This is a genomic window from Vibrio sp. E150_011 (assembly GCF_053544015.1).
In genome coordinates, this window is record NZ_JBHFOL010000013.1 from 28,494 (window position 1) to 55,142 (window position 26,649).

The 26,649-nt window shown below is 45.6% G+C and carries 21 protein-coding genes; 10 read left to right on the forward strand and 11 right to left on the reverse strand.

All coding sequences use genetic code 11. The features are described 5' to 3' along the window. Positions 1 to 292 precede the first annotated feature (292 nt). Genes ACE1OE_RS17520 through ACE1OE_RS17530 form a run of 3 tightly spaced genes read right to left on the reverse strand, consistent with a single transcriptional unit; the run spans position 293 to position 1,973 of the window. Positions 293 to 508 (reverse strand): DUF2986 domain-containing protein, encoded by a 216-nt coding sequence (locus ACE1OE_RS17520; protein ID WP_372060789.1) that lies wholly within the window; start codon positions 506 to 508, stop codon positions 293 to 295. A gap of 56 nt (positions 509 to 564) precedes the next feature. Further along, positions 565 to 1,053 carry an NUDIX domain-containing protein gene (locus tag ACE1OE_RS17525; protein WP_449211823.1) on the reverse strand — a complete coding sequence of 163 codons (489 nt, stop codon included), beginning with the start codon at positions 1,051 to 1,053 and terminating at the stop codon, positions 565 to 567. After that, positions 1,053 to 1,973 (reverse strand): histone deacetylase family protein, encoded by a 921-nt coding sequence (locus tag ACE1OE_RS17530; protein WP_449211824.1) that lies wholly within the window; start codon positions 1,971 to 1,973, stop codon positions 1,053 to 1,055. Before ACE1OE_RS17530 ends, ACE1OE_RS17525 begins: the two co-directional genes overlap by 1 nt. A 58-nt stretch (positions 1,974 to 2,031) precedes the next feature. On the opposite strand from ACE1OE_RS17530, the gene ACE1OE_RS17535 reads away from it, so the two are divergent. From ACE1OE_RS17535 to ACE1OE_RS17550, 4 genes are all read left to right on the forward strand, one after another. Further along, positions 2,032 to 2,718 (forward strand): SDR family oxidoreductase, encoded by a 687-nt coding sequence (locus ACE1OE_RS17535; RefSeq protein WP_449211825.1) that lies wholly within the window; start codon positions 2,032 to 2,034, stop codon positions 2,716 to 2,718. A 159-nt stretch (positions 2,719 to 2,877) separates the two neighbouring features. Continuing rightward, a complete protein-coding gene (locus ACE1OE_RS17540) occupies positions 2,878 to 4,269 on the forward strand; it encodes an efflux RND transporter periplasmic adaptor subunit (protein ID WP_372060785.1) in 1,392 nt (463 codons plus the stop codon). After that, on the forward strand, positions 4,266 to 4,979 hold the full coding sequence (locus ACE1OE_RS17545) for an ABC transporter ATP-binding protein (protein ID WP_449211826.1): 714 nt from the start codon (positions 4,266 to 4,268) through the stop codon (positions 4,977 to 4,979). Before ACE1OE_RS17540 ends, ACE1OE_RS17545 begins: the two co-directional genes overlap by 4 nt. Continuing rightward, complete coding sequence (locus ACE1OE_RS17550; protein ID WP_102467710.1) at positions 4,976 to 6,202, forward strand: ABC transporter permease; 1,227 nt, start codon at positions 4,976 to 4,978, stop codon at positions 6,200 to 6,202. The genes ACE1OE_RS17545 and ACE1OE_RS17550 overlap by 4 nt, the downstream gene beginning before the upstream one ends. 96 nt (positions 6,203 to 6,298) lie before the next feature. On the opposite strand, the gene ACE1OE_RS17555 is transcribed toward ACE1OE_RS17550, so the two are convergent. From ACE1OE_RS17555 to ACE1OE_RS17565, 3 genes are all read right to left on the reverse strand, one after another. Then, entirely contained in the window at positions 6,299 to 8,242 is a 1,944-nt protein-coding gene (locus ACE1OE_RS17555; protein WP_102467709.1) for a DNA topoisomerase III, read from the reverse strand. A 79-nt stretch (positions 8,243 to 8,321) separates the two neighbouring features. Next, complete coding sequence (locus ACE1OE_RS17560) at positions 8,322 to 8,870, reverse strand: NAD(P)H nitroreductase (RefSeq protein WP_102467708.1); 549 nt, start codon at positions 8,868 to 8,870, stop codon at positions 8,322 to 8,324. A 170-nt stretch (positions 8,871 to 9,040) separates the two neighbouring features. Then, a complete protein-coding gene (locus ACE1OE_RS17565; protein ID WP_449211827.1) occupies positions 9,041 to 11,044 on the reverse strand; it encodes an oxidoreductase in 2,004 nt (667 codons plus the stop codon). A 294-nt stretch (positions 11,045 to 11,338) separates the two neighbouring features. Here ACE1OE_RS17565 and sppA point away from each other — a divergent pair, with 294 nt between their 5' ends. Both sppA and ansA read left to right on the forward strand, forming a co-directional pair. Beyond that, a complete protein-coding gene (gene sppA / locus ACE1OE_RS17570; protein WP_449211828.1) occupies positions 11,339 to 13,189 on the forward strand; it encodes a signal peptide peptidase SppA in 1,851 nt (616 codons plus the stop codon). Between the two features lie 120 nt (positions 13,190 to 13,309). After that, positions 13,310 to 14,323 (forward strand): asparaginase, encoded by a 1,014-nt coding sequence (ansA, locus tag ACE1OE_RS17575; protein WP_102467743.1) that lies wholly within the window; start codon positions 13,310 to 13,312, stop codon positions 14,321 to 14,323. A gap of 184 nt (positions 14,324 to 14,507) precedes the next feature. Here the strand turns inward: ansA and ACE1OE_RS17580 are convergent, their stop codons facing one another. Continuing rightward, on the reverse strand, positions 14,508 to 14,969 hold the full coding sequence (locus ACE1OE_RS17580; RefSeq protein WP_372060780.1) for a low molecular weight protein-tyrosine-phosphatase: 462 nt from the start codon (positions 14,967 to 14,969) through the stop codon (positions 14,508 to 14,510). A gap of 119 nt (positions 14,970 to 15,088) precedes the next feature. Between ACE1OE_RS17580 and cobO the strand changes: the two genes are divergently transcribed. Continuing rightward, positions 15,089 to 15,697: a cob(I)yrinic acid a,c-diamide adenosyltransferase gene (gene cobO, locus ACE1OE_RS17585; protein WP_372060779.1), complete on the forward strand. Its 609-nt coding sequence runs from the start codon at positions 15,089 to 15,091 to the stop codon at positions 15,695 to 15,697. A 255-nt stretch (positions 15,698 to 15,952) separates the two neighbouring features. On the opposite strand, the gene ACE1OE_RS17590 is transcribed toward cobO, so the two are convergent. From ACE1OE_RS17590 to apbC, 3 genes are all read right to left on the reverse strand, one after another. Beyond that, positions 15,953 to 18,067, reverse strand: a complete 2,115-nt coding sequence (locus ACE1OE_RS17590; RefSeq protein ID WP_372060778.1) for an AsmA family protein — start codon at positions 18,065 to 18,067, stop codon at positions 15,953 to 15,955. Positions 18,068 to 18,214: 147 nt separating this feature from the next. Beyond that, positions 18,215 to 18,856 carry a uridine kinase gene (gene udk, locus ACE1OE_RS17595; protein ID WP_102467702.1) on the reverse strand — a complete coding sequence of 214 codons (642 nt, stop codon included), beginning with the start codon at positions 18,854 to 18,856 and terminating at the stop codon, positions 18,215 to 18,217. A gap of 179 nt (positions 18,857 to 19,035) precedes the next feature. Next, the gene (gene apbC / locus ACE1OE_RS17600; protein ID WP_449211829.1) at positions 19,036 to 20,112 is read right to left on the reverse strand and encodes an iron-sulfur cluster carrier protein ApbC; all 1,077 of its coding nucleotides are present in this window, start codon (positions 20,110 to 20,112) and stop codon (positions 19,036 to 19,038) included. Between the two features lie 165 nt (positions 20,113 to 20,277). Here apbC and metG point away from each other — a divergent pair, with 165 nt between their 5' ends. Continuing rightward, positions 20,278 to 22,344, forward strand: coding sequence for a methionine--tRNA ligase (gene metG / locus ACE1OE_RS17605; RefSeq protein WP_372060776.1), 2,067 nt, complete (start codon positions 20,278 to 20,280; stop codon positions 22,342 to 22,344). A 237-nt stretch (positions 22,345 to 22,581) separates the two neighbouring features. Next, positions 22,582 to 23,391, forward strand: coding sequence for a hypothetical protein (locus tag ACE1OE_RS17610; RefSeq protein WP_449211830.1), 810 nt, complete (start codon positions 22,582 to 22,584; stop codon positions 23,389 to 23,391). A gap of 121 nt (positions 23,392 to 23,512) precedes the next feature. On the opposite strand, the gene fadR is transcribed toward ACE1OE_RS17610, so the two are convergent. Beyond that, positions 23,513 to 24,352 (reverse strand): fatty acid metabolism transcriptional regulator FadR, encoded by an 840-nt coding sequence (fadR, locus tag ACE1OE_RS17615; protein WP_372060774.1) that lies wholly within the window; start codon positions 24,350 to 24,352, stop codon positions 23,513 to 23,515. A gap of 678 nt (positions 24,353 to 25,030) precedes the next feature. On the opposite strand from fadR, the gene nhaB reads away from it, so the two are divergent. Next, positions 25,031 to 26,623 carry a Na(+)/H(+) antiporter NhaB gene (gene nhaB, locus ACE1OE_RS17620; protein WP_372060773.1) on the forward strand — a complete coding sequence of 531 codons (1,593 nt, stop codon included), beginning with the start codon at positions 25,031 to 25,033 and terminating at the stop codon, positions 26,621 to 26,623. Positions 26,624 to 26,649 lie beyond the last annotated feature (26 nt).

Below are 26,649 nucleotides of genomic sequence, written 5' to 3' on the forward strand. Positions count from 1 at the left end.
TACCTTAGATCTGCTATCGCGCGTTAAAGCCACGTTAATTTGCCCTAGACAGTATTCTGATCTGGGGCTTTTTTACATCAGGATTTGCTAATGGAGATAATTAGTTGGCGTCGACGCATCACACCGGGCACAAGAGTGAGGAGCACAAACAATGCGCGAGATTGGTAATAAATTGTGGAGGTAAGTAGCTAGCCTCAGCACTCAGAAGGCATGATGGGTGTCTATTGCTCAGTGTTCCATGAGAAACATACACTAGACTCTACAAACCAGACTCGATACAAACCTGAATCAATTACGCCGATGCTACGGGTTCTGTAGTCTCAGACGAAGTCGCATCTTGCGTCGATGAATCTTGTTCAGCTTGTTCATTCAATAAGGCTTGTTCCGCCTCTATTTTTGCACGTTCTGCTTTAGAAATGTAACGAGGCTTATTGCTCGTTTGCTTCTTTGCGTTCGCTTTTTTTACGCGAGCTTTATGAATTTGATTAATCTTTTTTTTGCGGTTCATGGCGTCTAATATCCGTCAATAGTGTGAGGCCGAGCATAATACCCCCCTCTCTTAAGTTAATCCAGTCGATTAACATCATCATTGTCACCTTGAACGAAGCTACCGAGATGCAATGAGGACCGCCTCGCTTCAATCATGGGGACAATCTGCGACACGATATCTCTGGGAAACGTTTTTATATTCGCTAACTCCGCCAATGGCACCCATTGTACTGCATGGATGTACGACTCATCATTAAGCCCGCTTAAGTGATGTAATCCTAGCGAGCCGCTCCAGCTTTCAATTTGATAAAAAAGCTCCACGTGGTAGGTATTGCGGGCCGTTTCCAAAAACTCTCGTACAAACAGCAATGGCCCGACGACGACATCAAGACCGGTTTCTTCTTTATACTCCCTGACAAGGGCGTGCTTGCTACTTTGATCCGAGCCTTCAAGCCCACCACCAGGCGGAATCCAGTATTCACCGGAATGTTCATCGCTCACTTTTAATAGCAGAATGTTGTCGTTGTTTAGTGCGATCCCCGCCGCTCGAATACGGTGTTTCATTATGCCTTCTCCCACACTTCTCGGCCTGCGTTGATCAACGCCATATGTATTGGAACAAGATCGGCATGATGGCTACGGTATCCACCGCCAATCACACACGCAACCGGTAAACTTGCCGTTTTACAGCGATTCAATAACCAACGATCTCTTTGCGCAATACCTTCCGTGGTAACGTTAAGATACCCGAGTTCATCCCCTTCATGAATATCAACGCCAGCGTCATAAAGCACAAGGTCGGGCGAATGTAGCCTTATTGCCAAGTCCACCACATTATAAAATGTAGCAAGAAATTCGTCATCGCTAACGCCTCTTGCCAGCGGTACATCAAAATCTGATTGTGGCTTGCGGGCAGGAAAGTTTTTCTCACAGTGAAACGACAACGACACGATCTGAGGATTGCCTTCAACCAAGGTCGCCGTGCCGTCACCATGATGAACATCACTATCGACGATCAAGACCTTTTCAATACCTCGATTCAGTGCATGTGTTGCCGCAAGTACCAAGTCGTTAAATAAACAAAAACCGCTGCCAAAATCGTAATGAGCATGATGGTAACCGCCACTCAAATGGATCGCGACTCCATTCTCCAGTGCTTTATCAACGGCTAAGCAAGTACCGGCTGCGGAGATAAGTGTTCGTTCGACAAGTTCTGGACTCCACGGAAAACCGATACGACGCATTTTAGCGGCGGGTAACTCTCCGCATAACAGCGAATCGACATACTGACGGCAATGAACTTGATACAGCTGTTCAACACCAAGTGGCTGTGGCGAGTACACGTCAAATGTGGCTGAACCTTGACTCAAATACTCAGCATTTATGGCTTGATAAAGCAGACGGTATTTATTAATCGGATATCGATGACCGTCTGGTAGCACTAGGTCAGAATAGATATGATGATAGATTAAGGGAACAGGCATGAATGATCTTGTCGGTTTGGAAAATGTGATAGTTGAAGTTTAACGCGAGGTGAAGTAGATGAAAACCGTACTAATAACAGGGGCTAACCGCGGGATAGGCTTTGCCTTGACTCAAGAATACTTAACGGCTGGTTATCAAGTTTATGCCACTTATCGTAGTGAGTCTTCTTCACAGGCGTTGATGGCACTTTCTATCCAGCATGAATCACTCACCACTTATAAACTGGATATCACCCGCTATGATGAGATGAGTCGGCTGTTCCAGGACTTCCCTACTATCGATATCGTCATTAACAATGCCGGCTATTATGGCCCTAAAAACTATGGCTTTGGCAACACGGATCCGGAGGAATGGCGCCGCGTTTTCGAAATTAACACCATTGCCCCTCTTAAGCTCGTTGAAATACTTTGCCCTAAACTGCAAGCTTCGTCAGTCAGAAAAATTATTTGTTTGTCTTCTAAAGTCGGTAGCATGACTGAGAACACCTCCGGTGGCGGCTATATTTATCGCTCATCTAAGGCGGCACTGAACTCGGTAGTAAAAAGCCTCAGTAATGACCTTTCATCAGACGGCTTTACGGTTCTCGCATTGCACCCGGGGTGGGTTCAAACGGAGATGGGAGGCCCCAACGCGCTCATCTCAACACAAATCTCCGCCAAAGGGTTAGTTTCTGTCATTGAATCAGCAACGTTAGAAGATTCGGGGCGATTTCTTAACTATGATGGCCGTTCATTACCATGGTAACCTTAATGGTGTTTGGGCAAACTAGCTCTGTAGGCTGTAGTGCATCGTTTGATACGACCTTTGAAGTAATAACCTATTGTAAATTGCTGTAAATATTCACTTTACCACGACATTTGTTGCTACGCTGAATAGCGTATAACCACTGTATGAGTAAGGATTATGAATCATTGGCTTCGCATTAGTACTATCACGGCCATCGTTATTGGAGTGACGGCGTCAGGGGTTTGGCTAACCTATCCCGAGATGTTTTCCTCCTCAACAACAAACACAACCTCTTATCGGACAGAGTCCTCTAGTATTGGTGATATCAGCAACACTGTCAGCGCAACAGGAACACTTGCCGCTGTCGATGACGTGGTCGTGGGCGCACAATTGTCGGGTCAGGTGATAAAAGTGTACGCTGACTTCAACGACGTCATTGAAAAAGATCAATTGTTGGCCAAAATTGATCCGGCCTCATTTGCCGCTCAAGTTGCACAAGCAAAAGCACTTTCTGAGAAAAGTGCCGCCGATGCGACGGCACAACAACTGCAGATCCAACGAGCACGACTCAATTATGAACGCTCAGTGAGAGAAGTAGAACGCGCTCACGTGCTGTATTTAAAGAAAAACGTTTCTGAAGATGCGTTAGACGACCTACAAACGACGAGTAAACAATATCGGTTAGATTGGCAGCAAAGCATCGTTCAACTCGAAATACTGCAAGCGACCCATGCAGCCAACCTTGCTAGTTTAGAGCAAGCTCAGATTGAACTCGACCGTACCAATATTCGCGCACCAATCAGTGGTTTCGTTATCAACCGAAATATTGAAGCGGGTCAGACGGTGGCCTCTAGCTATAACACGCCCGAGCTCTTCACATTAGCGAAAAGTTTGACTGAGATGGAAATCGAAGCCTATATCGACGAATCAGATATCGGCTTAATTGTTGAAGGGCAAAAGGTCAGTTTTGGTGTTGATGCCTTTGCCGATCGCAGCTTTAAAGGTGAAGTAAAACAAATACGTAAAGCCCCACAAACCAATTCGAATGTTGTCAGTTACGTGGTTGTCATTTCGACCAGCAACCCAAGTGGGGTGTTACTTCCAGGGATGACGGCAAACCTAGAAGTTGCCATAGAAAAAATGGACGGCGTACAGCGAATAACGAACGCGGCCATTCGCATGGCCAATCGATATACCGTCTCTGACAGTAATGAGGCGAAAGGCCCGCTGTCTCGCTTAAAATATTTAAACCTAACAAAAGAGCAAACGCTCGCAATCCAACAAGCGCTGCCCAAGAAAGCCCCCGATGCTTCTCCAGATGCAGACAGACAACGTCGACAGCAGTTCAATAAAGCGCTAGCGGGTGTATTAACAAAAGAGCAGCGTTCATTGCAAAAGCAAATTCGAAACGGGCAAGTAAAAATGGGACCAGTGTTGGTGCTCCGCGACAATAAAATGGAGACCATTTATGCGGAACTTGGTGTATCCGATGACACATTCACAGCCGTAATCAACCCCGATCTATCGAATGAAACTATCGTTACCCAATATAGGGAGAGCAACCAGTGAACGCGGCAATAAGGTGTCAGCATATCAGTCATAGCTTCCCTACCGGTGAAGAGCGCTTTCAGGTTCTTGATGATGTAAATTTCACCGTGCAGCAAGGTGAAATGGTCGCAATTATGGGACCATCAGGATCTGGGAAATCCACATTGATGAATATGATTGGCTGCCTAATGACGCCTGAAGATGGCCAAGTTTCAATCCTTAACCAAGAAACACAAGATCTCAACAAAAACCAACTGGCAGAAGTACGCAGAGACCATATCGGTTTTGTTTTCCAACAGTTCAACCTACTGTCTCGCACATCCGCGCTCGATAATGTCAAAATGCCTTTAATGTACTTCGATAAACCTATTAAGGACGCCGATAGCCGCGCCAAGAAATGCCTTGAGCTTGTCGGCTTAGGTGACCGACTTCATTCTCATCCCAATCAACTATCCGGCGGTCAACAACAACGAGTAGCCATTGCCAGAGCCCTTGTCAATCAACCTGACATATTGTTGGCCGATGAGCCGACAGGCGCACTTGATAGTAAAACCGGTAACGATATTGTGGCCCTGTTTCACCATCTCAACAGCCAAGGCCAGACCATTATTATTATCACTCATGACCATGAAGTTGCGGCGCAAGCCAGTCGCATACTGCACATTCGAGATGGGAAGCTACTGTCTGAAGACGCGCTCAAACATCTTGATACATTGAGGGGGTCGGCATGATACTCATCAGCACCGCGCTGTTATCTCTTAAGCGCAATCTACTGCGATCTATATTAACCACATTAGGCATTATTATTGGCATCAGCGCCGTCGTCATCATGTTTGCATTGGGTGAAGGCGCACAACGGCAAGTCGAGCAACAGATTGAGAGCTTAGGTACCAACCTATTAATGGTCCGACCCGGCTCTATTAAGTCTGGTGGCGCTTCAAACGCAGTAGGAGCAAGCAACAAACTGTCGATGAGTGATGTGGCTATCATAAAGAACGAAATCCCCGAAATTATCGCGGCAGGCGCGTCAGTGGATAGTCAGGCACAAGTTGTCTGGGGCAACCAAAACTGGAGCTCTACGATTCAAGGCACGAACGCCGATTACCTTGTTGCCTCCAACTGGGGCGTGACATCCGGGCGGCTGTTTGATGAAAGTGAAGTTAAAAAAAGTGCCAAGGTTGCCTTAATTGGTAACACCGTTGCCACCGAGTTGTTTGGGCATGCTCAGAGTGCAATGAATGAAACCATACGCATCAATAAGGTTCCCCTGACTATTATTGGTGTCTTAACATCAAAAGGGCAAGACATGCGGGGACAGGACCAAGATGATATTGTGATAGTGCCGATCTCGACCGCAAATCGAAAAATCATTGGCCGAGACAATGGCAAGAGTGACCGTGTCAAACGCATGACCATCTCCGTTGAACATCAAAATGACATGGACTTTGTAGCCGAAGAAATCGAGCGACTGCTTATCCAAAAACATAGAATTCCGTCCCATCAGGTCAGTCCTTTTAAGATTATGAACCTCACCGCTATGTTGAATACTCGGGCAGAAGCGAACAAGGTATTTTCTTTATTGTTATCAGGTGTCGCCGCCGTTTCGCTGCTCGTGGGGGGCATTGGGGTGATGAACATCATGTTGGTGAGTGTCACTGAGCGAACCCGAGAAATTGGGCTTCGAATGGCCGTGGGTGCCAAGCCAAAAAACATCTTATTACAGTTCCTCATTGAAAGTGTTGTGCTCTGTTTAGTTGGGGCATTACTGGGGATTATTATTTCGTTAGTCACAATAGCGGTATTACAGCACGGTTTAGGCTGGCAATTGATCGTATCACCAATGATCATTATGGTCAGTATATCCGCCACAGCCTGCATCGGCATCGGGTTTGGTTTCTACCCGGCTTATAAGGCTTCTCAGCTTGACCCTATTGAAGCACTAAGATACGAATGACGAAGTACGATTGCGATACGAGTGCAAACAAAGACGCTTAACCACTTTGTTAATAAAATACCGCCACATCACGTGATATGGCGGTATTTTATAGGGCTACTTTGACTTCCTCGGGCTTTTTCTTGGCTTACTGTTACGTTTTTTCTTAAAAGCCGGCCGTTCCACCTTGGGTAAGTTTCTCAACGATTCAGGCACTGGCTCTTCTTTAACCCGACGCATCAACTCATCCATTTTTTGGGTGAGACCTAGCATAAAGGGAGCGTATGAATACGTTTTTTCGGCCATACCTTGAAGCTGATGTTCCCAGTGCGCCGTCATGTCCGGATAGGTCGATTCATCTGGTAATGCATACACTAAACCTCGACCTGCAGGTGAACCTAACACTGCCTTGCCATCGCGTCTTAACAACTGCCTTTTAAACAAGGTATCCAGTATGCCTGCACGAGTCGCCTCCGTACCGATTCCATCGGTGTCTCTTAGGATTTTTTTCAACGATGGGTCAACAACAAAGCGGCCAATACCCGTCATTGCCTGCAGCAGCGTTGCCTCAGTAAAATGACGGGGAGGTTCCGTTTTTTTCTCCAATATTTGTCCTTCACGACAAAGCAACTCGGTACCAACAGGTAGAGCTGGCACCGCATCAACATCTTCCTCCTTGCTGTTAGACTGCTTACCAAGCAAGACGCGCCATCCTGGTTCTTGCATACGCTTGCCTTTTGATACGAAGAGTCCACCTTGGATATCAAATTCGAGCATCGCTTCGGCATACACGGCTGGCGGGTAAAATTGCATGACGTATTGACGAGCGATCAACCCATAAACGTTCTCTTCGTAGTTCGACAGTACACTGTTCGACTTTTTAGGTGTTGGGATGATGGCATGGTGCGCATCAACTTTGCTGTTGTTCCACGCTTTTGACTTGCGACTGCTATCCGCCCCATCCACATGAGCCGCACAAGCTTTACTATTATTTTTTATTGCAGCGAGTACTTCATTGGCCTGGTAGAAATGGTCATTAGGTAGGTATCGACAATCTGAACGCGGGTAAGTGATCAGTTTATGTTTTTCGTACAAGGCTTGGCAGACATCGAGAACCTGTTGAGCGCTCATGTTGTAACGTTTGGCAGCGTCAATCTGCAACGCGGACAACGAATACGGCAGCGGCGCATTTTGCTTGGTCGATTTGTGTTCAGACTTTACCACCTTAGCGGGTTGGCCTTTAATTCGACTCGCGACATTCTCAACCAGCTTGCGATTAAGCACTCGACCTTCTTCATCTTGCCAATTCTTACAGGCTTCACTTGGTTTCCAGCGAGCTCGAATATCAAAGCTACTTTGACTGTCTTGATAAGGAATGAGTGCATGCAGCGTAAAGTAATCCTTGGGGATAAAATTTGCGATCTCATCGTCACGTCGAACCACTAATCCTAAAACGGGTGTTTGTACTCGCCCCACAGAAAGCACACCTTGGTAACCCGCTTTTTGGCCCAATAATGTGTAGGCACGAGACATATTCATCCCATACAGCCAGTCTGCTCTTGAGCGAGCCAATGCAGAGACCGAAAGCGGTACAAACTCTTTGTTCATGCGCATCGATCCAATGGCTTTCTTTACCGCAGGTAGGTTCAAATCACTAATCAATAACCGTTGCGCATTATCTTTCTTGGCTTTGCTGACCTTACAATAATCAATGACCTCGTCGACAAGTAACTGCCCTTCTCGGTCAGGATCGCCCGCGTTAACTAATTCGCTTGCTTGTTTGACACACTTTTTCACCACGGCAAGTTGCTTTGCTGCCGTTTTTCTAGGTCGAAGCTGCCACTGTTCAGGAATAATGGGGAGGTCAAGGAGGTTCCATTTTTTATACCGGTCATCGTAAACATCGGGCTCAACCTGTTCAAGTAAGTGGCCGATGCACCATGTCACCACATCACCATTACCACATTGAATAAACCCATCCCCTTTCTTCTGAGGGTTAGGTAAGGCCGCCGCGATTGCGCGACCTAAGCTCGGTTTTTCTGCGATAAATAGACGTGTCATAAAAATATACTGGCAAAAGAAAAGGTAAGCTTAACCAAGCTTACCTTTATTAATCAAGAAAAACTGTATAAATAGACAGTTACAGGAACTCTATAAACTTAGAAAGGTCTCGCTCGGGGGCTTTCATCGGGGTGCAACCAGGCGTGCCAACATAAAGAAAACCAACAATTTTATCGTCTCCTGTCACATTAAATGCTTGTTTCACATGCTCATCAAACATCCATTTACCAGAGCGCCAAAAGGCTTGAAACCCTTGCGCAACCGCAGCCATTTGCATTGCTTGAACGGCGCACCCAGCGGAAAGGTATTGCTCAAATGCGGGTACTTTTTCATGTGGAGTCACGCTGGCAATCACCGTGATCACCAGTGGCGCTCGAAACGGTGCTTTTTGCGCCTTATCAATCACATTTTGCTCACGACCCGCGAGCGTGCTGGCCTCTGATAAAATGGTCGCAAGCTTGTTAAGACCATTGCCTTGAGCCAACACGAACCGCCAAGGTGTTAAACCACCGTGATCGGGCGCACGCAGTCCTGCTTTTATGATATTTTCCAGTGCGACCCCTTCCGGTGCCGGGTCACTTAGCCGGGCAATTGAACGTCGGTTAAGCAGCAGTTCTAAGGCATCCATAATACGTCCTTGGAGTTAATGTTGTTATCGGTCTCTGCATTAATAATAACAAATACCCAACGTGTTAACACTACTATTGATAACCATTATCAAACATCATATTTAATGTTCTATGGTTCACTTCAACCATCACCCGCGTTTTTTATCTCTCTAACTTAGAGGCTGCAGGCCTAAAGCTTAGCCGCTAGCTCTACACCTTGGCGAATTGCACGCACCGCATCTAACTCTCCGGCATAATCAGCACCGCCAATTACGTGCAGCTTATCTCCAAAGTCAGGCCATTGCGCCTCAAATGGTTTCACGGATTCTTGCCCCGCACAGACAATCACCTTATCGGCAGGGATCAGTTTATGCTCCCCCTTAATCGTGATGTGTAGGCCTTCGTCATCAATTTTTTCATAAGACACACCGGCCAATAGATTAACGCCGCGCTTTTCAAGGATCTTTTTGTGGATCCAGCCAGTTGTTTTTCCAGGGCCCTTGCCAACACGTCCTGCTTTTCGTTGCATTACCCAGACGTTAGTCTCAGCTACTGTATCAGGGAAAGGGTACAAGCCACCCGGATGTTCCACTTGAGTATCGACCCCCCACTCATGCAGCCAATCATCAAGCGTATGACCAACTGGTTCGGTCAGCATAGAGGCGACATCAACACCGATGCCACCAGCACCCATTATCGCGACGTTTTCGCCGACGTATACCTTGTCACGAATCAGTGTTTGGTAATCGATCACCTTATCAGCATTATCAATACCTTCCAGTTTCGGCATTCTCGGCTTCACCCCAGACGCCATGACCACCTCATCGTACTCTTTCAACAAATCGGCATTGGCTTCGGTTTCTAGGTGTAGCTTTACGCCTGTCTCATCAATTCGATTTGCAAAGTAACGGATCGTCTCACGAAACTCTTCTTTGCCAGGGATCTGCATGGCGAGACGAAACTGGCCACCAATTCGATCGCTTTTTTCGAACAAATCAACGGAATGGCCCTTCTCTGCAAGCATAGTGGCACAAGCTAGCCCTGCAGGGCCTGCGCCGACGACGGCAATACTTTTGGACTTAGCGGTCGTTTTAACGATAAGTTCCGTTTCATAACAAGCTTGAGGATTCACCAAACAGGTCGCGCGCTTACCCTTAAAGGCATTATCCAAACACGCCTGGTTACAACCAATACAAGTATTGATTAATTGCGATTTTCCTTGCTCTGCTTTTTGAACAAAATTAGGGTCTGCTAAGAAAGGTCTCGCCATTGAGACCATGTCCGCGTGACCTGACGCCAATACTCGCTCAGCTTCTTCAGGGGTATTGATTCTATTGGTGGTGATCACCGGAACGTTAAGGTGTGGGCGAACCTTTTCTGTCACCCAAGTGAAGGCTGCTCTGGGTACCTGTGTCGCGATGGTTGGGACTTTGGCTTCATGCCACCCAATACCTGAGTTTATTATGGTGACGCCCGCGTCTTCTAGAGCCTTACCTAACTGAATAACCTCGTCAAATGTGCTGCCCTGCTCAACTAAATCAAGCATCGACAAGCGGAAGATGATGATGAACTCCTCCCCAACAGCAGCACGTACCGCTTTAACAACTTCAATCGCCAAGCGGATACGATTTTCATAGCTCCCGCCCCATTCGTCATATCGAACGTTGGTCCGTTTACAAATAAATTGGTTGATGAAGTAGCCTTCCGAACCCATTATCTCTACGCCATCATACCCAGCAGTTTGCGCTAAGGCTGCGCTATTCGCATAGGCTTCAATTGTTTTCCAAATCTGGCGGCTACTAATTTCACTGGGCGTAAAGGGGGTGATAGGTGATTTTATTTTTGAGGCACTTTGAGAAAAAGGGTGATAGCTATACCGCCCAGCGTGTAGGATTTGCAATGCAATCTTACCACCATGCTTATGTACAGCTTCTGTCACAACTTTGTGTGCCTTGGCATGTTTAGGCTTACTAAACTCAGCAGCAAAGGGAGCGAGGCGTCCACGTAAGTTGGGTGAGAAACCACCCGTGACGATCAGTCCAACCCCGCCTTTAGCACGTTCTTCATAGAAAGCCGCCAATTTTTGCAAGCCTTCTTTATGTTCTTCAAGCCCCGTGTGCATCGAGCCCATCAAGACACGATTGCGAAGTTGAGTGAATCCTAGGTCTAGAGGTTTTAGTAGGTTTGGGTACATGGCGACTTCACTTTGCTTTTTATAATTGTGGTCTGACCAGATTATTACAACAAGGTTAATAAATCAAACTTACGTTTACATTCTTACAACATAATGCAAAATAATTTTTGATTATTTGAACTTCATCGATGATGATAAGTCTCTAATTTTTATGATGATGGCTTTTGATTGGGTGAAAGTCGTCACATTCACGTACAATTACAATATTCATACAGCTTATTCATAGTCGTAACACTAGACTACAAGCTGTTATTTAGGGATGCAGACACTCACTTCGTGTGTTGTGGAGAGATGATGAAAAAAATAGTTCGATTTATTGGGTTAATCTTCAAGGGATTCTGGAAAGTGATTAACTTTACCAGACTTGCCATTGTGAACCTGTTGTTCTTTGCCGTGATCGCCCTGCTTTATTTCGGTTTCACTCAGGTAGAACCAAGCGCTCCGCCAGTTAAAAAAGAAGCCGCGTTAGTATTAAATATTGCCGGCCCAGTGGTAGAGCAAAGCACCTATGTGAACCCAATGGATTCGGTCACCGGTTCTTTGTTTGGTAAAGACCTACCCAAAGAGAACGTCCTGTTTGATATCGTGGACACCATTCGGCATGCCTCGACAGATGACCATGTCACTGGGTTGGTGCTCTCTCTACGTGATATGCCAGAAACCAGCTTAACAAAGCTGCGCTATATCGCCAAAGCCATCAATGAGTTCAAGGCAACCGGTAAACCTGTACTTGCTTATGGCGCTTTCTATAACCAAAGCCAATACTACCTAGCCAGTTATGCCGACAAGGTCTATCTTGCGCCTGACGGGGCGGTGTTAATCAAGGGTTACAGCGCGTACTCAATGTACTACAAAACGCTGCTTGAAAAGCTTGATGTTACGACACACGTCTTCCGCGTTGGCACCTACAAATCAGCGGTTGAACCATTCTTACGTGATGATATGTCTCCGGCAGCCAAAGAGTCAGCAACACGCTGGGTATCCCAACTTTGGGGCGCTTACGTCGATGATGTTGCCACCAATCGTCAACTTGAACCTAGCGTCTTAACACCAACGATGGACACCTTCCTATCCGAGTTGAAATCCGTGGATGGCGACCTTGCGGCTCTGTCTAAAAAGTTGGGACTTGTCGATGAATTAGCCACCAAGCAACAAGCCAATCAAGCTATGATTGACGCATTCGGTAGCGACGGAGATGGTAGCTTCAATGCTGTCGGCTATTACGATTATCTCATGACGATTCCATTTGATATTCAACCACCGAAAGACAGCGTTGCTGTCGTCGTCGCTAGCGGTACCATCATGGATGGAGAGCAGCCAAGAGGCACGGTGGGTGGTGACACTGTCGCAGGGCTTCTCAAACAAGCCAGAGAAGACGATTCGGTTAAGTCCGTGGTTCTTCGTGTTGATAGCCCAGGCGGAAGCGCCTTCGCTTCAGAGGTTATTCGTAACGAAGTCGTCGCTTTGCAAAAAGCGGGCAAACCGGTCGTGGTATCAATGTCTAGCCTCGCCGCATCTGGCGGTTACTGGATCTCAATGAGCGCTGACAAAATTATTGCTCAGCCAACGACGATTACCGGTTCGATTGGTATCTTCAGCGTTATTACCACGTTTGAGAAAGGATTGAGCAACATTGGTATCTCAACCGATGGCGTAGGCACTTCCCCATTCTCGGGTGTTGGTGTGACGACAGGCTTGTCCGAAGGCGCATCAGAGGCCTTCCAGATGGGGATTGAAAATGGCTACAAGCGCTTCATTACCCTAGTCGCCAACAATCGTGATATGGACGTTTCCGATGTCGATAATGTCGCTCAAGGTCGAGTATGGACAGGCAAAGACGCCCTAGAACGTGGATTGATCGACCAAATTGGTGACTTTGATGACGCCGTTGCGCTAGCGGCGGAGTTGGGCAACTTAGACGATTATGACGTTTACTGGGTTGAAGAGCCATTAAGTCCAGCGCAGCAGTTTATCCAAGAGATGATGCAACAAGTGAAGGTGTCGTTGGGGTATGATATCTCGAGTATGCTCCCAGAGAGCCTACAACCGGCAGCTGCACAGATTCAACAACAAGCATCGCTAGTAGAAAGCTTCAATGATCCTAAAGGTCAGTACGTTCTCTGCTTAACGTGTAATGTTGAGTAAGCAACATGATTTAGATTTAACCACTTGTTAAATGCCCTAAGAGCCGCCGTTTCGGTGGCTCTTTTGTTTGATTCCGCTATAATCCTGCCACCTGTTCTAAACATTGAAGTAATGTCGATCATGACAAGAAAACACATCTACATCGCCTACACTGGCGGAACAATTGGGATGAAAAAATCATCCAATGGTTACGTCCCAGTCGCGGGATTCATGGAAAAACAACTAGCAAGCATGCCTGAGTTTCATCGTTCAGAGATGCCTGAATTCACTATCCATGAATACGATCCCTTGATTGATTCTTCCGATATGACACCAGCGGATTGGCAGCAAATTGCCGATGACATCCGAGATAATTACGATAATTACGACGGTTTCGTTATCCTCCATGGTACTGATACCATGGCTTACACCGCGTCAGCCTTATCCTTTATGTTAGAGAACCTAGGTAAGCCAGTGATCGTCACGGGATCGCAGATCCCTCTCGCGGAGCTTCGCTCAGATGGCCAAGCTAATTTGCTCAATGCGTTACATATTGCGGCAAATTACCCGATTAATGAAGTCACGCTGTTCTTTAATAATCAGCTTATGCGTGGGAATCGCAGCACAAAATCTCATGCTGACGGCTTCAACGCCTTTACGTCACCAAATTTACCGTCGTTGCTAGAAGCTGGTATTAACATCCAGCTCAGCAATGGTGTAGAAATCAATAAGCCAGCAAACGGTGATTTCCGAGTCTGTAATATTACGCCTCAGCCTATTGGGGTCATCACCATGTACCCAGGCATCTCTCACGAGGTGATCCGAAACACGTTGCTTCAACCGGTTAATGCTATGATTTTGCTTACATTCGGTGTGGGTAACGCGCCACAAAACCCAGCACTACTCGCGCACTTGAAAGAAGCGTCAGAACGTGGGGTTATTGTAGTCAACCTGACGCAATGTCTTGCAGGGAAAGTAAATATGGGTGGCTATGCTACGGGATGTGCACTGGCCGACTCTGGTGTCATTAGCGGCTACGATATGACACCAGAAGCCGCATTAGCAAAACTGCACTACTTATTAAGCCAAGATCTTAGCTATGAGCAGATTAAACGACAGATGTCAGAAGTGTTGCGCGGTGAGATGAGTAAGTAAGCGTCTGCACTTAAGAATCAACCCATTGAATAACAGTTCACACACCCAACAAGGTTTCACCCTAACGCGTTGATTATGTGAACTGTTAATCGTGAGTACGATTGATAGTGAGAATGGATTGATACAGTCAGCTGGTGAATAGTGACAACGCGTTAATCCCGCCAGTGGCCGTCTAATTACGCCATTATTTCATTGTTTTTAGTGCTTCTAACACCCCTTGTGCGGCATCCTCAATCAAGTCAAGAACCTGCTCAAAGCCTTGCTCCCCACCGTAGTATGGATCGGGTATCTCCTTTTGTTCAGAGTGACCATGACTTAGGAAAAGCGATAATGCGCTCTGTCGATGTTCGGGACACCTAACAATAAGATCATTGAGGTTGTCTTCATCAGCAGCCAAAATCAAATCAAAGTTATAAAAATCCGCATCAGTCACCTGCCTCGCCGTTATGCCTTCAAAGGAATACCCTCTCGATTCTGCCGCCACTTGGGCCCTTGGGTCCGGAGATGCCCCCTCATGAAAACCAATCGTCCCCGCGGAGTCCACCAAAATATCCAGTCCTTGCCTTTGTGCGCAAGCTCTAAGCACCGCTTCTCCCGTTGGCGAACGACAAATATTCCCCATACAGACGACTAATACTTTCTTCATTGCTATACCCTTAAAATTTAACTTGTTTTTTTCTCACGCTATTTCATTATCATAGAGTGTAGATGGGTTTATAGAAACTCGATTAATGAATAAAAACAATACTCAGCAAGGGAATCGTCATGTCACTTTCGGAAGAGCAAAAACAACAGCGCCATAAAGACCGTCAGCAGAAAGTTAAAGAAAACGTTGATAAAAAAATTGCCAACGCCCAAGAAGAAAAAGGATTATTGTTAGTCATTACTGGCAACGGTAAAGGCAAGTCGACGGCAGGATTTGGTACCGTAACCCGAGCGATTGGTCACGACAAGAAAGCGGCCGTTGCGCAGTTCATAAAAGGAACATGGGCAAACGGAGAAAAAAACCTGCTCGAAAAGCTGGGCGTCGAATTTCAGGTGATGGCAACCGGCTTTACTTGGGAGACTCAAAATAAAGAAGCGGACACGCTAGCTGCGCAACTAGTCTGGCAGGAATGTAAACGAATGCTTAAGGACGAAAGTATCGATGTCGTACTGTTCGACGAACTCACGTATATGGTGAGTTACGGCTATATCGATTTAGATGAAGTCGTAGAAGCCTTGACGCATCGACCTAAAATGCAGTCGGTGATAATCACAGGCCGCGGCGCTCATCGTACATTAATTGAGCTCGCTGATACCGTTTCTGAGGTTAAAAACGTTAAGCATGCTTTTGAATCTGGCGTAAAAGCGCTCAAAGGCGTGGACTGGTAATAAAATAGCCAGTTTATATCACCAGAGCGGCGAACCGATGCTGCCCATCTTGAATTTAAGGCCGTGCTGGTCGCAACGCTTGCTAGCACTGATGAGTGCTTATCTTGGTTTTTTCCCTTGCCGTTAAGCTGGTAACGTTCCGCACATTATCTCAAAAACAAAAACGGTGCCCAAGGGCACCGTTTTTTAGCTTTTAACTTTTAGCTTTTAACTTTTAGCTTTTAGCTTTTAGCTTTCAATATAGCCACTAGCCGATCAGTTGAACAATCCTTTCAATAATCCATCAACGGCTTTCTTCGTTTTCTCATCTTTGATGCCAAGGCGTTCTGTTGCTCGCTCCACCTCTTTTTGCGCTTTTTGTTTAAGCACGTCATCGAACACGAGTGCGAACTTAGGCGCTGCCCATGGACCCGTTATCTTGATTGGAATCGTGACATCACGCAGTTCGGTAATGCTCTCACCGCCTTGTCCTTCGAGCGTCCCTACCACCGATGTACTCACCAAGAAGTCAGCCGTTTCGTTGATGTAATTAGCCGAGCCTGAGCCCTTAATCCGTAACAATGGCGACTCGGCTTTCATATTGTTCGTCGACACAACCCCTTTATTGAAGGTAAGCGTTGCCGTCATCGCGCTAAAGTCTGTTTTTTGTGGCTCAGACTTACCGTCTAACGATTGTCCTTTAAAGCGTGCGTAGTTTTCACGAATCATTTGTGCAACGTTTATACCGTTGACCGCACCATCCGCAAAGTTAATCTTGACCGTGCCTTTTAGGTTTTTCTTGATGCCTGTTGGCGTTAGACTTTTACCGGTAACGTTGACGTCAATATTGCCCGTACCCTCGAGTTTGTCGTTATTGGCAACATCAATAAGCAATGGTTGGACTTTAACCCCTTTAATGGTCTTTATTGCGCTATAGCTTGCTGGTGATTGGCGAGCATCCAATTTCGCTTTTGCGGTAATCGAGCCTTGATAAAGGTTTGAACTAAATGAAGTCAGTTCAGCAATCCCACCTTTAACATAAAAGTCGCTTTTCACTTCCTGCATGCGAGCGTTAGCTGCTTTAAACTTGTCAATCGAGATTGACCCTTTAACATCTAATCCTTTCAATGCAGATAGGTCAGGTTCAACCTCTTTACTTACCGCTCCATCATTTGAACTACCCGCAGACTCTTGGGTATCTGACTGCGCCGTCTCAGAGGCTTGGTTTAACCCTAGAAACTCATCAAGATCAATGTCTGGGCTGTGCAAGGAAAAACGAACCTTGGGAATGTCAGCAAGTTGTACCGTCGCTTTACCATCCAGCTTTATCTTATTGACGGTGAGTTTTTGTAAGACGAAGTCTAAGAAGCTTTTATTGAGATCAAACGTCAAATTAGAAGCCATACCAATCTTCATAGGAGATTGAGGCAACGCATCCCCTTCAACGGTCGCATCCAACGTCAATGCATTTAACTTCAACATCGTCATCGCTTTATCGATCTCAAATGCGGTGCCGCCTGTCGCATTGAGCGTCATGTCCGCAACTACGCCCTGTACGGTAAAATCAATATTGTTGGTTTGGTCAAATTCAAAGGTATTCAATTTCAACTGTGCGTTATCAATCTTATTCACCCCATCATCGAAGGTGGCATCAAACGCGATGTTCTTTAGCGCATAGCGACTAAAATCTTGGCTAAGCGTAAAGTCCGCTGTGCCGTTGGCGGTAAAGGTCTGCGCATTAGGTTGGCCTTTCGCTTCCATTTGACCTTTGACTTCAAACTGAGCCGTTGTCCATTGATCAGCCGCAAACTCAGAAACTGTCAAACCAACATCGTATAACTTGGTATGCGAGCCCGTTTTAGCATCCGAAATATCGAGTAAGGCATTTGAAACCGTCACGCCGGACAGAGAAATACTCCAGCCATCAGCCGAAGAGGCCGTTTGTTGTTGCGGTTGAGTCGTGTCATCGGTGGTCGCAGCTTCAGCGGAGCTGTCTTTAGATGCTGTCAAGGCGTCTAGGTTTGATGCGCCATTTGGCAACGTTTCGAGGTAGACTTGCGCCCCATCCAGATTGATTGAACCTATCTCGAGTGTTTTGTCCAGTAACGGCATTACTGCGATACTAACACCCACTTGTTGAACGCTGAATAGGTTCGGGTTGTTGAATCCTTGTGGATTCTTAAGATTGGTTTCTCCTAATTCAAAGCCAACTGATGGGAAGAATTGCCAGCTAATATCACCATTAATCTCCAGGTTGAGTCCAGTTTGAGCCTGAACCTGTTCGGTAATCATAGGCTTAAATTGATTTGGATTGACGAAAATCGTTAGGCCTACGATACCAAGTAGAACGACGACAATAGGAATGGCGATGACGAGAAGAAGTTTTTTCATTGGCAACGTCCTTTGCAAGGCTGAAAATAAAAAAGTGGCACTAAAAGTGCCACTAATTCATTAAAAAATAAAGTGATTTAATTGCGGCTCGAGTATTGATTTAGTATAGAACGTTACTGAATCAATACTCAAGAAATCCATCCGAAATTAAGCGCGAAGTAACTTCGCAATATGCGCTTTCAACACATCGATAGCAATACGATTTTTACCACCACGAGGAACAATAATATCCGCGTATTGTTTAGAGGGTTCGATAAACTGCATGAACATCGGACGTACTGTCGTTTGGTACTGCTGCAAGACCGATTCCATCGTACGGCCACGCTCTTCTACATCACGAGTCACGCGGCGAAGAAGACAAATATCTAACGGCGTATCCATAAACACCGTGGCGTGCATCAACTTACGAAGGCGAGGATCCGTTAACAACAGAATCCCTTCTAGGATGATCACTTTTTTTGGTGTCAACGTCGTCGCGTTGCTGGTACGGGTGTGTTCAGAGTAGCTGTACTCTGGAACTTCGACCGCTTCGCCTCGAATCAAGGCCTCAAGGTGATCGCACAATAGGTTGTGGTCCAGTGCACTTGGGTGATCATAGTTTGTTTTAACACGCTCTTCCATGCTCAGATGGCTTTGGTCATTGTAGTAACAATCTTCCGTGATGACACCAATTTGGTGATCGCCTACTTTCTCGCGCAATTCGTTATAGATAGTGCTCGCAATGAGACTTTTTCCAGAAGCAGAAGCGCCAGCGATACCGACGATGACACATTGATTATTATCAGACATTCTTTGCACCTAGTACATATATGGTGGTGAGGACAAAACCGGGTAATTATAGGGATTTCACCCCTTATATACTAGACGATTGAGCAGTTATTTGATGGCCATTTTGGTCTTTAACTAACAAAATCCAAATTGCAATCGATTACTTCACCTTGTCCTCACCAACCTTGAACATTCTAGCGTCACTGAACCATGGTAAATTGGATGGCGTCAGGTCTCACTTTGCCACCCCAATACAAATCTGCACATACTCTTTCGGCCAACGCATGATAGATCGCAGCGTGCTCACCTTGCGGGTCTGAAGCGACCGTCGGCGCGCCGTTGTCAATCGACTCACGAATATCAATATGAAGTGGAACTTGTGCAAGCATATTGATACCAAATTTTGATGCCATCCACTCTGCGCCACCCGAGCCAAAGATGTGTTCTTTTGAACCGCATTGGCTACAAATGTGGTAGCTCATATTTTCTATCACCCCAACCACTGGCACAGAGACTTTCTCAAACATAGCGACGCCTTTAATGGCGTCAGCTAACGCTAGGTCCTGCGGGGTTGTCACAATCACTGCCGCTGTCACAGGGATCTGTTGAGACAATGTAAGCTGAATATCACCCGTACCCGGAGGCATATCAAGAATCAAATAATCCAAGTCTGGCCATTCCGTTTCGTTTAATAATTGCGCCAGTGCTTTTGATGCCATTGGGCCACGCCAGATTGCCGCATCGTCTGAACTAATCAAGTAACCTATCGATTGAGTATAAATACCGTGTGCTTGGACGGGTTGCATCCACTTCCCATCACGAACCTCTGGGTGTGCATCCATTTTTCCAAGCATCAGCGGAACCGACGGCCCGTAGACATCTGAATCCAAGATGCCGACCTTGGCTCCGAGTGCACTAATCGCAAGTGCTAGGTTAACCGCTGTCGTTGATTTGCCCACGCCTCCTTTTGCAGACGTTACCGCAATGATATTTTTGACGCCTTTCACTTCAGCCGCTACCGTTGTCACCAGTGATTTGGTTTCACTCGATACAGAAAAATCAAACGGCGCGACACGCTGGCTCTCTTGTTCTTTTCTAATCCACGCTTCTAATTCATCGACCGTCGTTTTATTGGCAAACGGCAAGGTGATTTTAAACTCACCACTGGCTAATACAGTCACCACATCCGGAATTTCGCTCCAGCCTATTTTCAGATTGTTTGCTGTAAATTCACCTAACCATTGACAAAATTCTTGTTTCGACTCGAACGCTCGCATCTGGGATTCCTTATAATTGCTCTCACCATTAAGACTAGCACCGAGTGGCCAGAACCAGAACCCCAAAAAAGTTAAGGGGATCGACTCTGGATACCTTGGAGTCATGGCGAGCATCATGTAGTATTAGCCAATATTTTACACTGAATAAGAAAGCGAAATTTAAGTATGGCAACCGATCCAAGAAACCTTACCCCAAGGAAACTGTTGGTAACCTGCGCGCTTCCGTACGCGAACGGCTCAATTCACCTTGGTCATATGCTTGAGCATATCCAAGCGGATATTTGGGTGCGCTACCAACGCCTGCGCGGCAACGTAGTTAACTTCATTTGTGCTGATGACGCTCACGGCACACCAATCATGTTGAAATCTCAGCAGATGGGGATCACGCCAGAAGAAATGATCGCAGCCGTTAGCGAAGAGCATCAAAAAGACTTCGCTGGCTTTGACATCAGTTTTGATAACTACCACAGCACGCATAGTGAAGAGAACCGCGAATTAGCATCTCACATCTATCTGGAGCTCAAGAAAAACGGTTTTATTTCAAGCCGCACGATTTCTCAGTTATTTGACCCAGAAAAAGAAATGTTTCTTCCCGATCGTTTCGTTAAAGGCACCTGCCCGAAATGTAAATCTGAAGACCAATACGGCGATAACTGCGATAATTGCGGCGAAACGTATAGCCCAACGGAGCTTATCAACCCTAAATCTGCCGTGTCTGGTGCTACGCCCGTCATGAAAGATTCAGAACACTTCTTCTTTGACCTTCCGCAATTCGAAAGCATGCTAAAAGAGTGGACACGCTCAGGTTCATTGCAAAATGAAACCGCGAATAAGATGCAAGAATGGTTTGAGTCAGGTCTTCAACAGTGGGATATCTCTCGTGATGCGCCTTATTTTGGCTTCGAGATCCCAGGCGAGAAAGACAAATTTTTCTACGTTTGGTTAGATGCACCTGTTGGTTACATGGCGTCGTTCAAAAACCTCTGTGACAAACGTGACGATTTAGATTTCAACGAATACTGGTGCAAAGACAGTAAAACTGAGCTTTACCACTTTATTGGCAAAGACATCGTTTACTTCCACAGTTTGTTCTGGCCAGCGATGTTAGACGGAGCAGGTTTCCGCAAGCCTAACAACGTTTTTGTTCATGGCTATGTCACAGTGAACGGCGCGAAGATGTCTAAATCTAAGGGCACCTTCATCAAAGCGGCTACGTACCTTGATCATTTAGACCCTGAATGCTTGCGCTACTATTACGCTGCGAAACTCAACAGCCGCATCGATGATCTAGACTTAAACCTCGAAGACTTCACGCAACGCGTTAACTCAGACGTGGTGAACAAAATTGTTAACCTCGCGTCCCGTAACGCCGGCTTTATTAGCAAGCGTTTCGAAGGCAAGTTATCGGATACTTTTGCCGAACCTGAGCTTTACAACGAATTCGTTGCTGCAGCAGAACGCATTGGTGAATGCTACGAGTCACGTGAGTTCAGTCGCGCTATTCGTGAGATCACGGCACTTGCTGATAAAGCCAACCAATACGTTGACGAAAAAGCACCGTGGGTAGTCGCGAAAGAAGAAGGCAAAGACCAAGAACTACAAGATATCTGTTCAGTCGGTATCAACTTATTCCGCGTGTTGATGGCTTATCTCAAGCCTGTCATGCCAGAGCTCACGGCTCGTACTGAAGCTTTCTTAAATGAAGAGCTGACGTGGGACAGCATCGTGAACCCGCTGACCTCTCATGAAATCACCAAGTTCAAAGCACTGTTCAACCGCATCGACCCTAAGAAAGTTGAATCTATGGTCGAAGCGTCTAAAGAAGATGCCGCTATTGAAATGGCCGCAAAAGAAAAAGCGGAAGCAGCAAAAACAGAAACTGAGCTGACTAAAGAGCCAATTGTCGATGAGATAGAATTTGACGACTTTGCTAAAGTCGACATGCGAATCGCTCGAATCATTTCCTGTGAAGAAGTGCCGAAAGCAAACAAACTACTTAAATTCCAATTGGATATTGGTGGCGAGACTCGCCAAGTATTCTCAGGCATTAAGTCAGCCTACAAGCCAGAAGAACTCGAAGGCAAATTGACGGTAATGGTTGCGAACCTAAAACCACGTAAAATGAAATTTGGAATGTCCGAAGGTATGATCTTAGCCGCTGGTCCTGGTGGCAGTGATCTTTGGATTTTAGAACCTCATGACGGTGCTCAACCGGGTATGCGAGTGATGTAATTGAGCTTCACTTAACCCTTCAAAAAGGGTGTGTTCATCAACAAAAGCCAGCCTTCGTGCTGGCTTTTTTATCATTTACTCCCCCCTCAACTCTGGTGCAATTGCACCAACAGCATCCAATCAATATCATCCTTGAACCAATAGTGAAAGTAAGGCATTGATTTTAAATAATAGTTTTCTTGGCATCTAGATTGCAACGACTTAAGGCAGTGAAACAACGACAACGAGGAGGTCGTTATGTTTATCTTAGTGTCCGTGATCATTTCGCTTGGGATTTTATTCGTGATATACCGTTATTCACGTCAACAACAGCACAAGTTTGAGCGCCGATATCAACTGATTGTTCATCTTAGAGATCTCGTTAACCTCATAAGGCAACATCGCTCTATCACTCACTTTGCGCTAATGTCTCGCCACAAAAAAACCAGACACATCGATAAAGTCGAACAAGAGATCGACATTCATTGTCAGGAGCTCATCCAACTCGCTCATTTCAACAATAAGCCGATGTACCGTGTTCTGCATAATAATATCTCACTGCTGATTCGCTCTTGGAAACGCAGCAATGTTAACAAGAATCAAATCATACATGGCAAAATGGTTCGTCATACACTGTTGTTAATTGATGAACTAATCGTGGCTTGGTTGGTCGACCTTGAGCAAAGCGAACTAGAGTTAACATACAGTGAGGTTTGGCATGGCGTTATTGATTGCCTTGATTGTTTGACTCAGTTTCGAATGTGTATTCAAAACTCCGATACCACGATGGGAAAACAACAACTATTACATTATTGCCATGTCATACAGCGTAAGGTGAACCGTTTAAGCGTTACACGCTCTTACGCCACAATTCGTGTCCCAATGGCCAGCGCAGCGATGATCACGATCGATGACATACTCGCTCAGCCAGAGAGCCCGATCGATAAAGAGGCCATGTATCAGTTAAGTTCAACGCTTTCCGACTTCATCTTTCAGACTTATGATGATTGTATTGGGGAATTGGCCGAAACCCTTTATCAACCATTACCTCATACTGCCGCTATTTAACCCCTCTTAATCGAAACAATAAAAAGCCGCCTCGAGGGCGGCTTTTTATTGTTTTGTCGGCAAGTATTCAAACCTAAACAACGTTTTCTCTTACATAACACGAACAAAATTTTACCAAAACCTAACCATCATCTTCAGTAAAACTCGTTGGCAATGTTGTTTTCATTTCATTCCACATATGGCCACTGTCTAAACCGTATTGGCGAATAACCATCGGCAAACGGTCTCGATCACCAGACTCACAAATAACCAGCAAGTCCTTATAAAAATTTAGTGCCAATGTTCTTGCTTGGGCGTTAGAAAAATAATATGTGCCTACGCGGTCATACAGTTTTTTAACCCCATTGAAGATCAATCCGTAAATTTGATTCCCGGAATGAAATGCTAATCGCTGAAACAACATGTAATCATAAAAGTTAAACGTGCGAGCAATTAAAGCGATCTGACGCTTCTCTTCGTCTTTTTCGGTTTCATCTTTTACATGCTGACGAATCTTGTCTTCGTACGGTGAGGTTGCAACAAATGCATCCCATGACTCTGCGTTAAGTAAGCTCTCACAGGACTCAATCACACCCTCTATAGTGCGTTCTGAGTTTTCTTTGTTCGCTTTGAATGCATAGCGCATAAAAATCGGGCTAATACTCGTTCGAGCAGCAAGCAAATCTTCAACAATCGACGTTGCATTATCAGCATCTAGGGTCATCAACGTATCGAGAATATGTAAACCGGAGGTTTCCATAAACTGGTTCACTTTTGTTGGTTTACCATGCTGAATGGTCAACCAACCATCTCGAGCCAGACGCTGTAATACCTCTCGCAATGTGGTCCTTGTGACCCCAATTAGCTCTGATAACTCACGCTCTGCCGGTAAAATTGAACCAGGGGGAAAGCGACCATTCCAGATACTCTCGATAATATATTTTTCAGCGAACCCTGCTGGGCTCTTCGCCTTAATCACCATTATGGGGTTTATCCAATTAATTTATTCATTTGGTTATGGAACTCATCATACCACTACTTAAAGAATTTGGTAAACCTACACTACTTATATCTGTAACATTAAAAATATAGAGTATTGACTCTATATTGACATTTTATTAGCGAAGTGCCGTTATTGGTGATGAATATGAATCACTTGCCCCTGTTAATAATGCTGCTACATACTCATGCCTTGGTACGCATGCAGTTTGTCCCTATAATTCAATATGTCTATTATTACGTTATATCCGAAGGTTCGATACTTTTCGCACAGAATAACTTACTTTTTTACGCCCTTCACATACCTTATTATCGATGAGTCTTATTTTAAACAATCCATGCTCACACAGATGTTTAACTTCAAGGCATGAAACACCGCAATTTACTTATCTTGCATGGATCGCGTTTTTGGCAAAAACTATAAAAATCAACCCCTAAAATTGTAATTTTTGTTGACTAAATTTAACCAAAGAGTAGAGTTGCGGTCGAAGCAAGGAGTGCTTTGAAACTGAGAGACTTGGCAAGTGAACGCAGTTATTCGCTAACGTGCAACCATGTTTGTTTTCTAAGTTTTTACAGTTCAACTTTTGTTTGGAACTTCCTCTCAAATACTCTAACGCACCCTTGCAATTGTCGATTAATAACAACAAAGAGTATTAGTATGCCGATGTCTCTAGGAAATGCTTTCATCAAGAACTTCCTTGGTAAAGCTCCGGATTGGTATAAATTAGCGATCATTGCTTTCCTAATTATCAACCCTATCGTTTTTTTTCTGATTGATCCCTTCGTAGCTGGTTGGCTACTGGTTATCGAGTTCATTTTTACGTTAGCAATGGCGCTAAAATGCTACCCATTACAACCAGGAGGGCTGCTCGCGATAGAAGCTGTCGCCATGGGGATGACCAGTCCCGCCATGGTAAAACACGAAATAGTCAACAATATCGAAGTATTGTTATTGTTGGTGTTTATGGTGGCAGGCATCTACTTCATGAAACAACTATTGTTGTTCATGTTTACTAAAATTTTGCTCGGTATCCAATCCAAGATCATTTTATCGTTGGCTTTTTGTTTTACCGCCGCTTTCTTATCCGCATTCCTCGATGCATTAACCGTGATTGCCGTCGTCATTAGTGTCGCTGTAGGCTTCTACTCGATCTACCATAAAGTCGCATCCGGCAAAGGGTCAGGTTCTTCTCATGATCATACTCACGATGAAGAAATCTCTGAACTGACGCGTGACGATTTAGAAGACTATCGAGCTTTCTTGCGCTCACTACTCATGCATGCCGGTGTTGGTACTGCCCTAGGTGGCGTAATGACCATGGTAGGCGAACCACAAAACCTGATTATTGCCGATCAAGCTGGGTGGCTGTTTGGTGAGTTTATCATTCGCATGCTACCAGTTACTGCACCAGTATTCGTACTTGGTCTTGTCACTTGTGCGTTGGTTGAAAAATTTAAGGTATTTGGCTACGGCACTAAGCTACCTGAAAACGTTCGTAAGATTTTGGTTGATTTCGATCGAGAGGAACGCAAATCTAGAACTAAGCAAGACGTTGCAAAGCTTTGGGTTCAAGGCGCTATCGCTGTTTGGTTAATTGTGGCGCTTGCCATGCACCTTGCTGCGGTTGGCCTCATCGGCCTTTCCGTCATTATTCTGGCGACAGCGTTTACGGGCGTGATCGAAGAGCATTCAATGGGTAAAGCATTCGAAGAAGCGTTGCCGTTTACTGCTCTACTTGCGGTATTCTTTTCTATTGTTGCCGTCATCATCGATCAAGGCTTGTTTAAGCCCATCATCGATGCTGTCCTTCACGTTGAAGATAGCAGCAGCCAACTCGCGCTATTTTATGTTGCCAACGGTATCTTATCGATGGTATCAGACAACGTCTTTGTCGGAACAGTCTACATAAACGAAGTAAAAACAGCACTCAACGAAGGCATCATCACTCGCGATCAGTTCGACTTGCTGGCCGTTGCTATCAACACAGGTACGAACCTACCGTCCGTTGCAACACCAAATGGCCAAGCGGCGTTCTTGTTCTTGCTTACATCAGCACTTGCCCCGCTCATCCGTTTGTCTTACGGCAGAATGGTCGTGATGGCACTGCCTTACACCCTAGTACTGGCACTTGTTGGTTTGTTTGGTATTGTTTATTTGCTCGAACCGATGACCGCTTGGTTTTACGACGCGGGCTGGATTGTCGCGAACTCAAGTAAAGTTATTGAGGCCGCAGTCTCATCTGGGCATTAATTTTTAGTTGATTGTGAAACTAATCC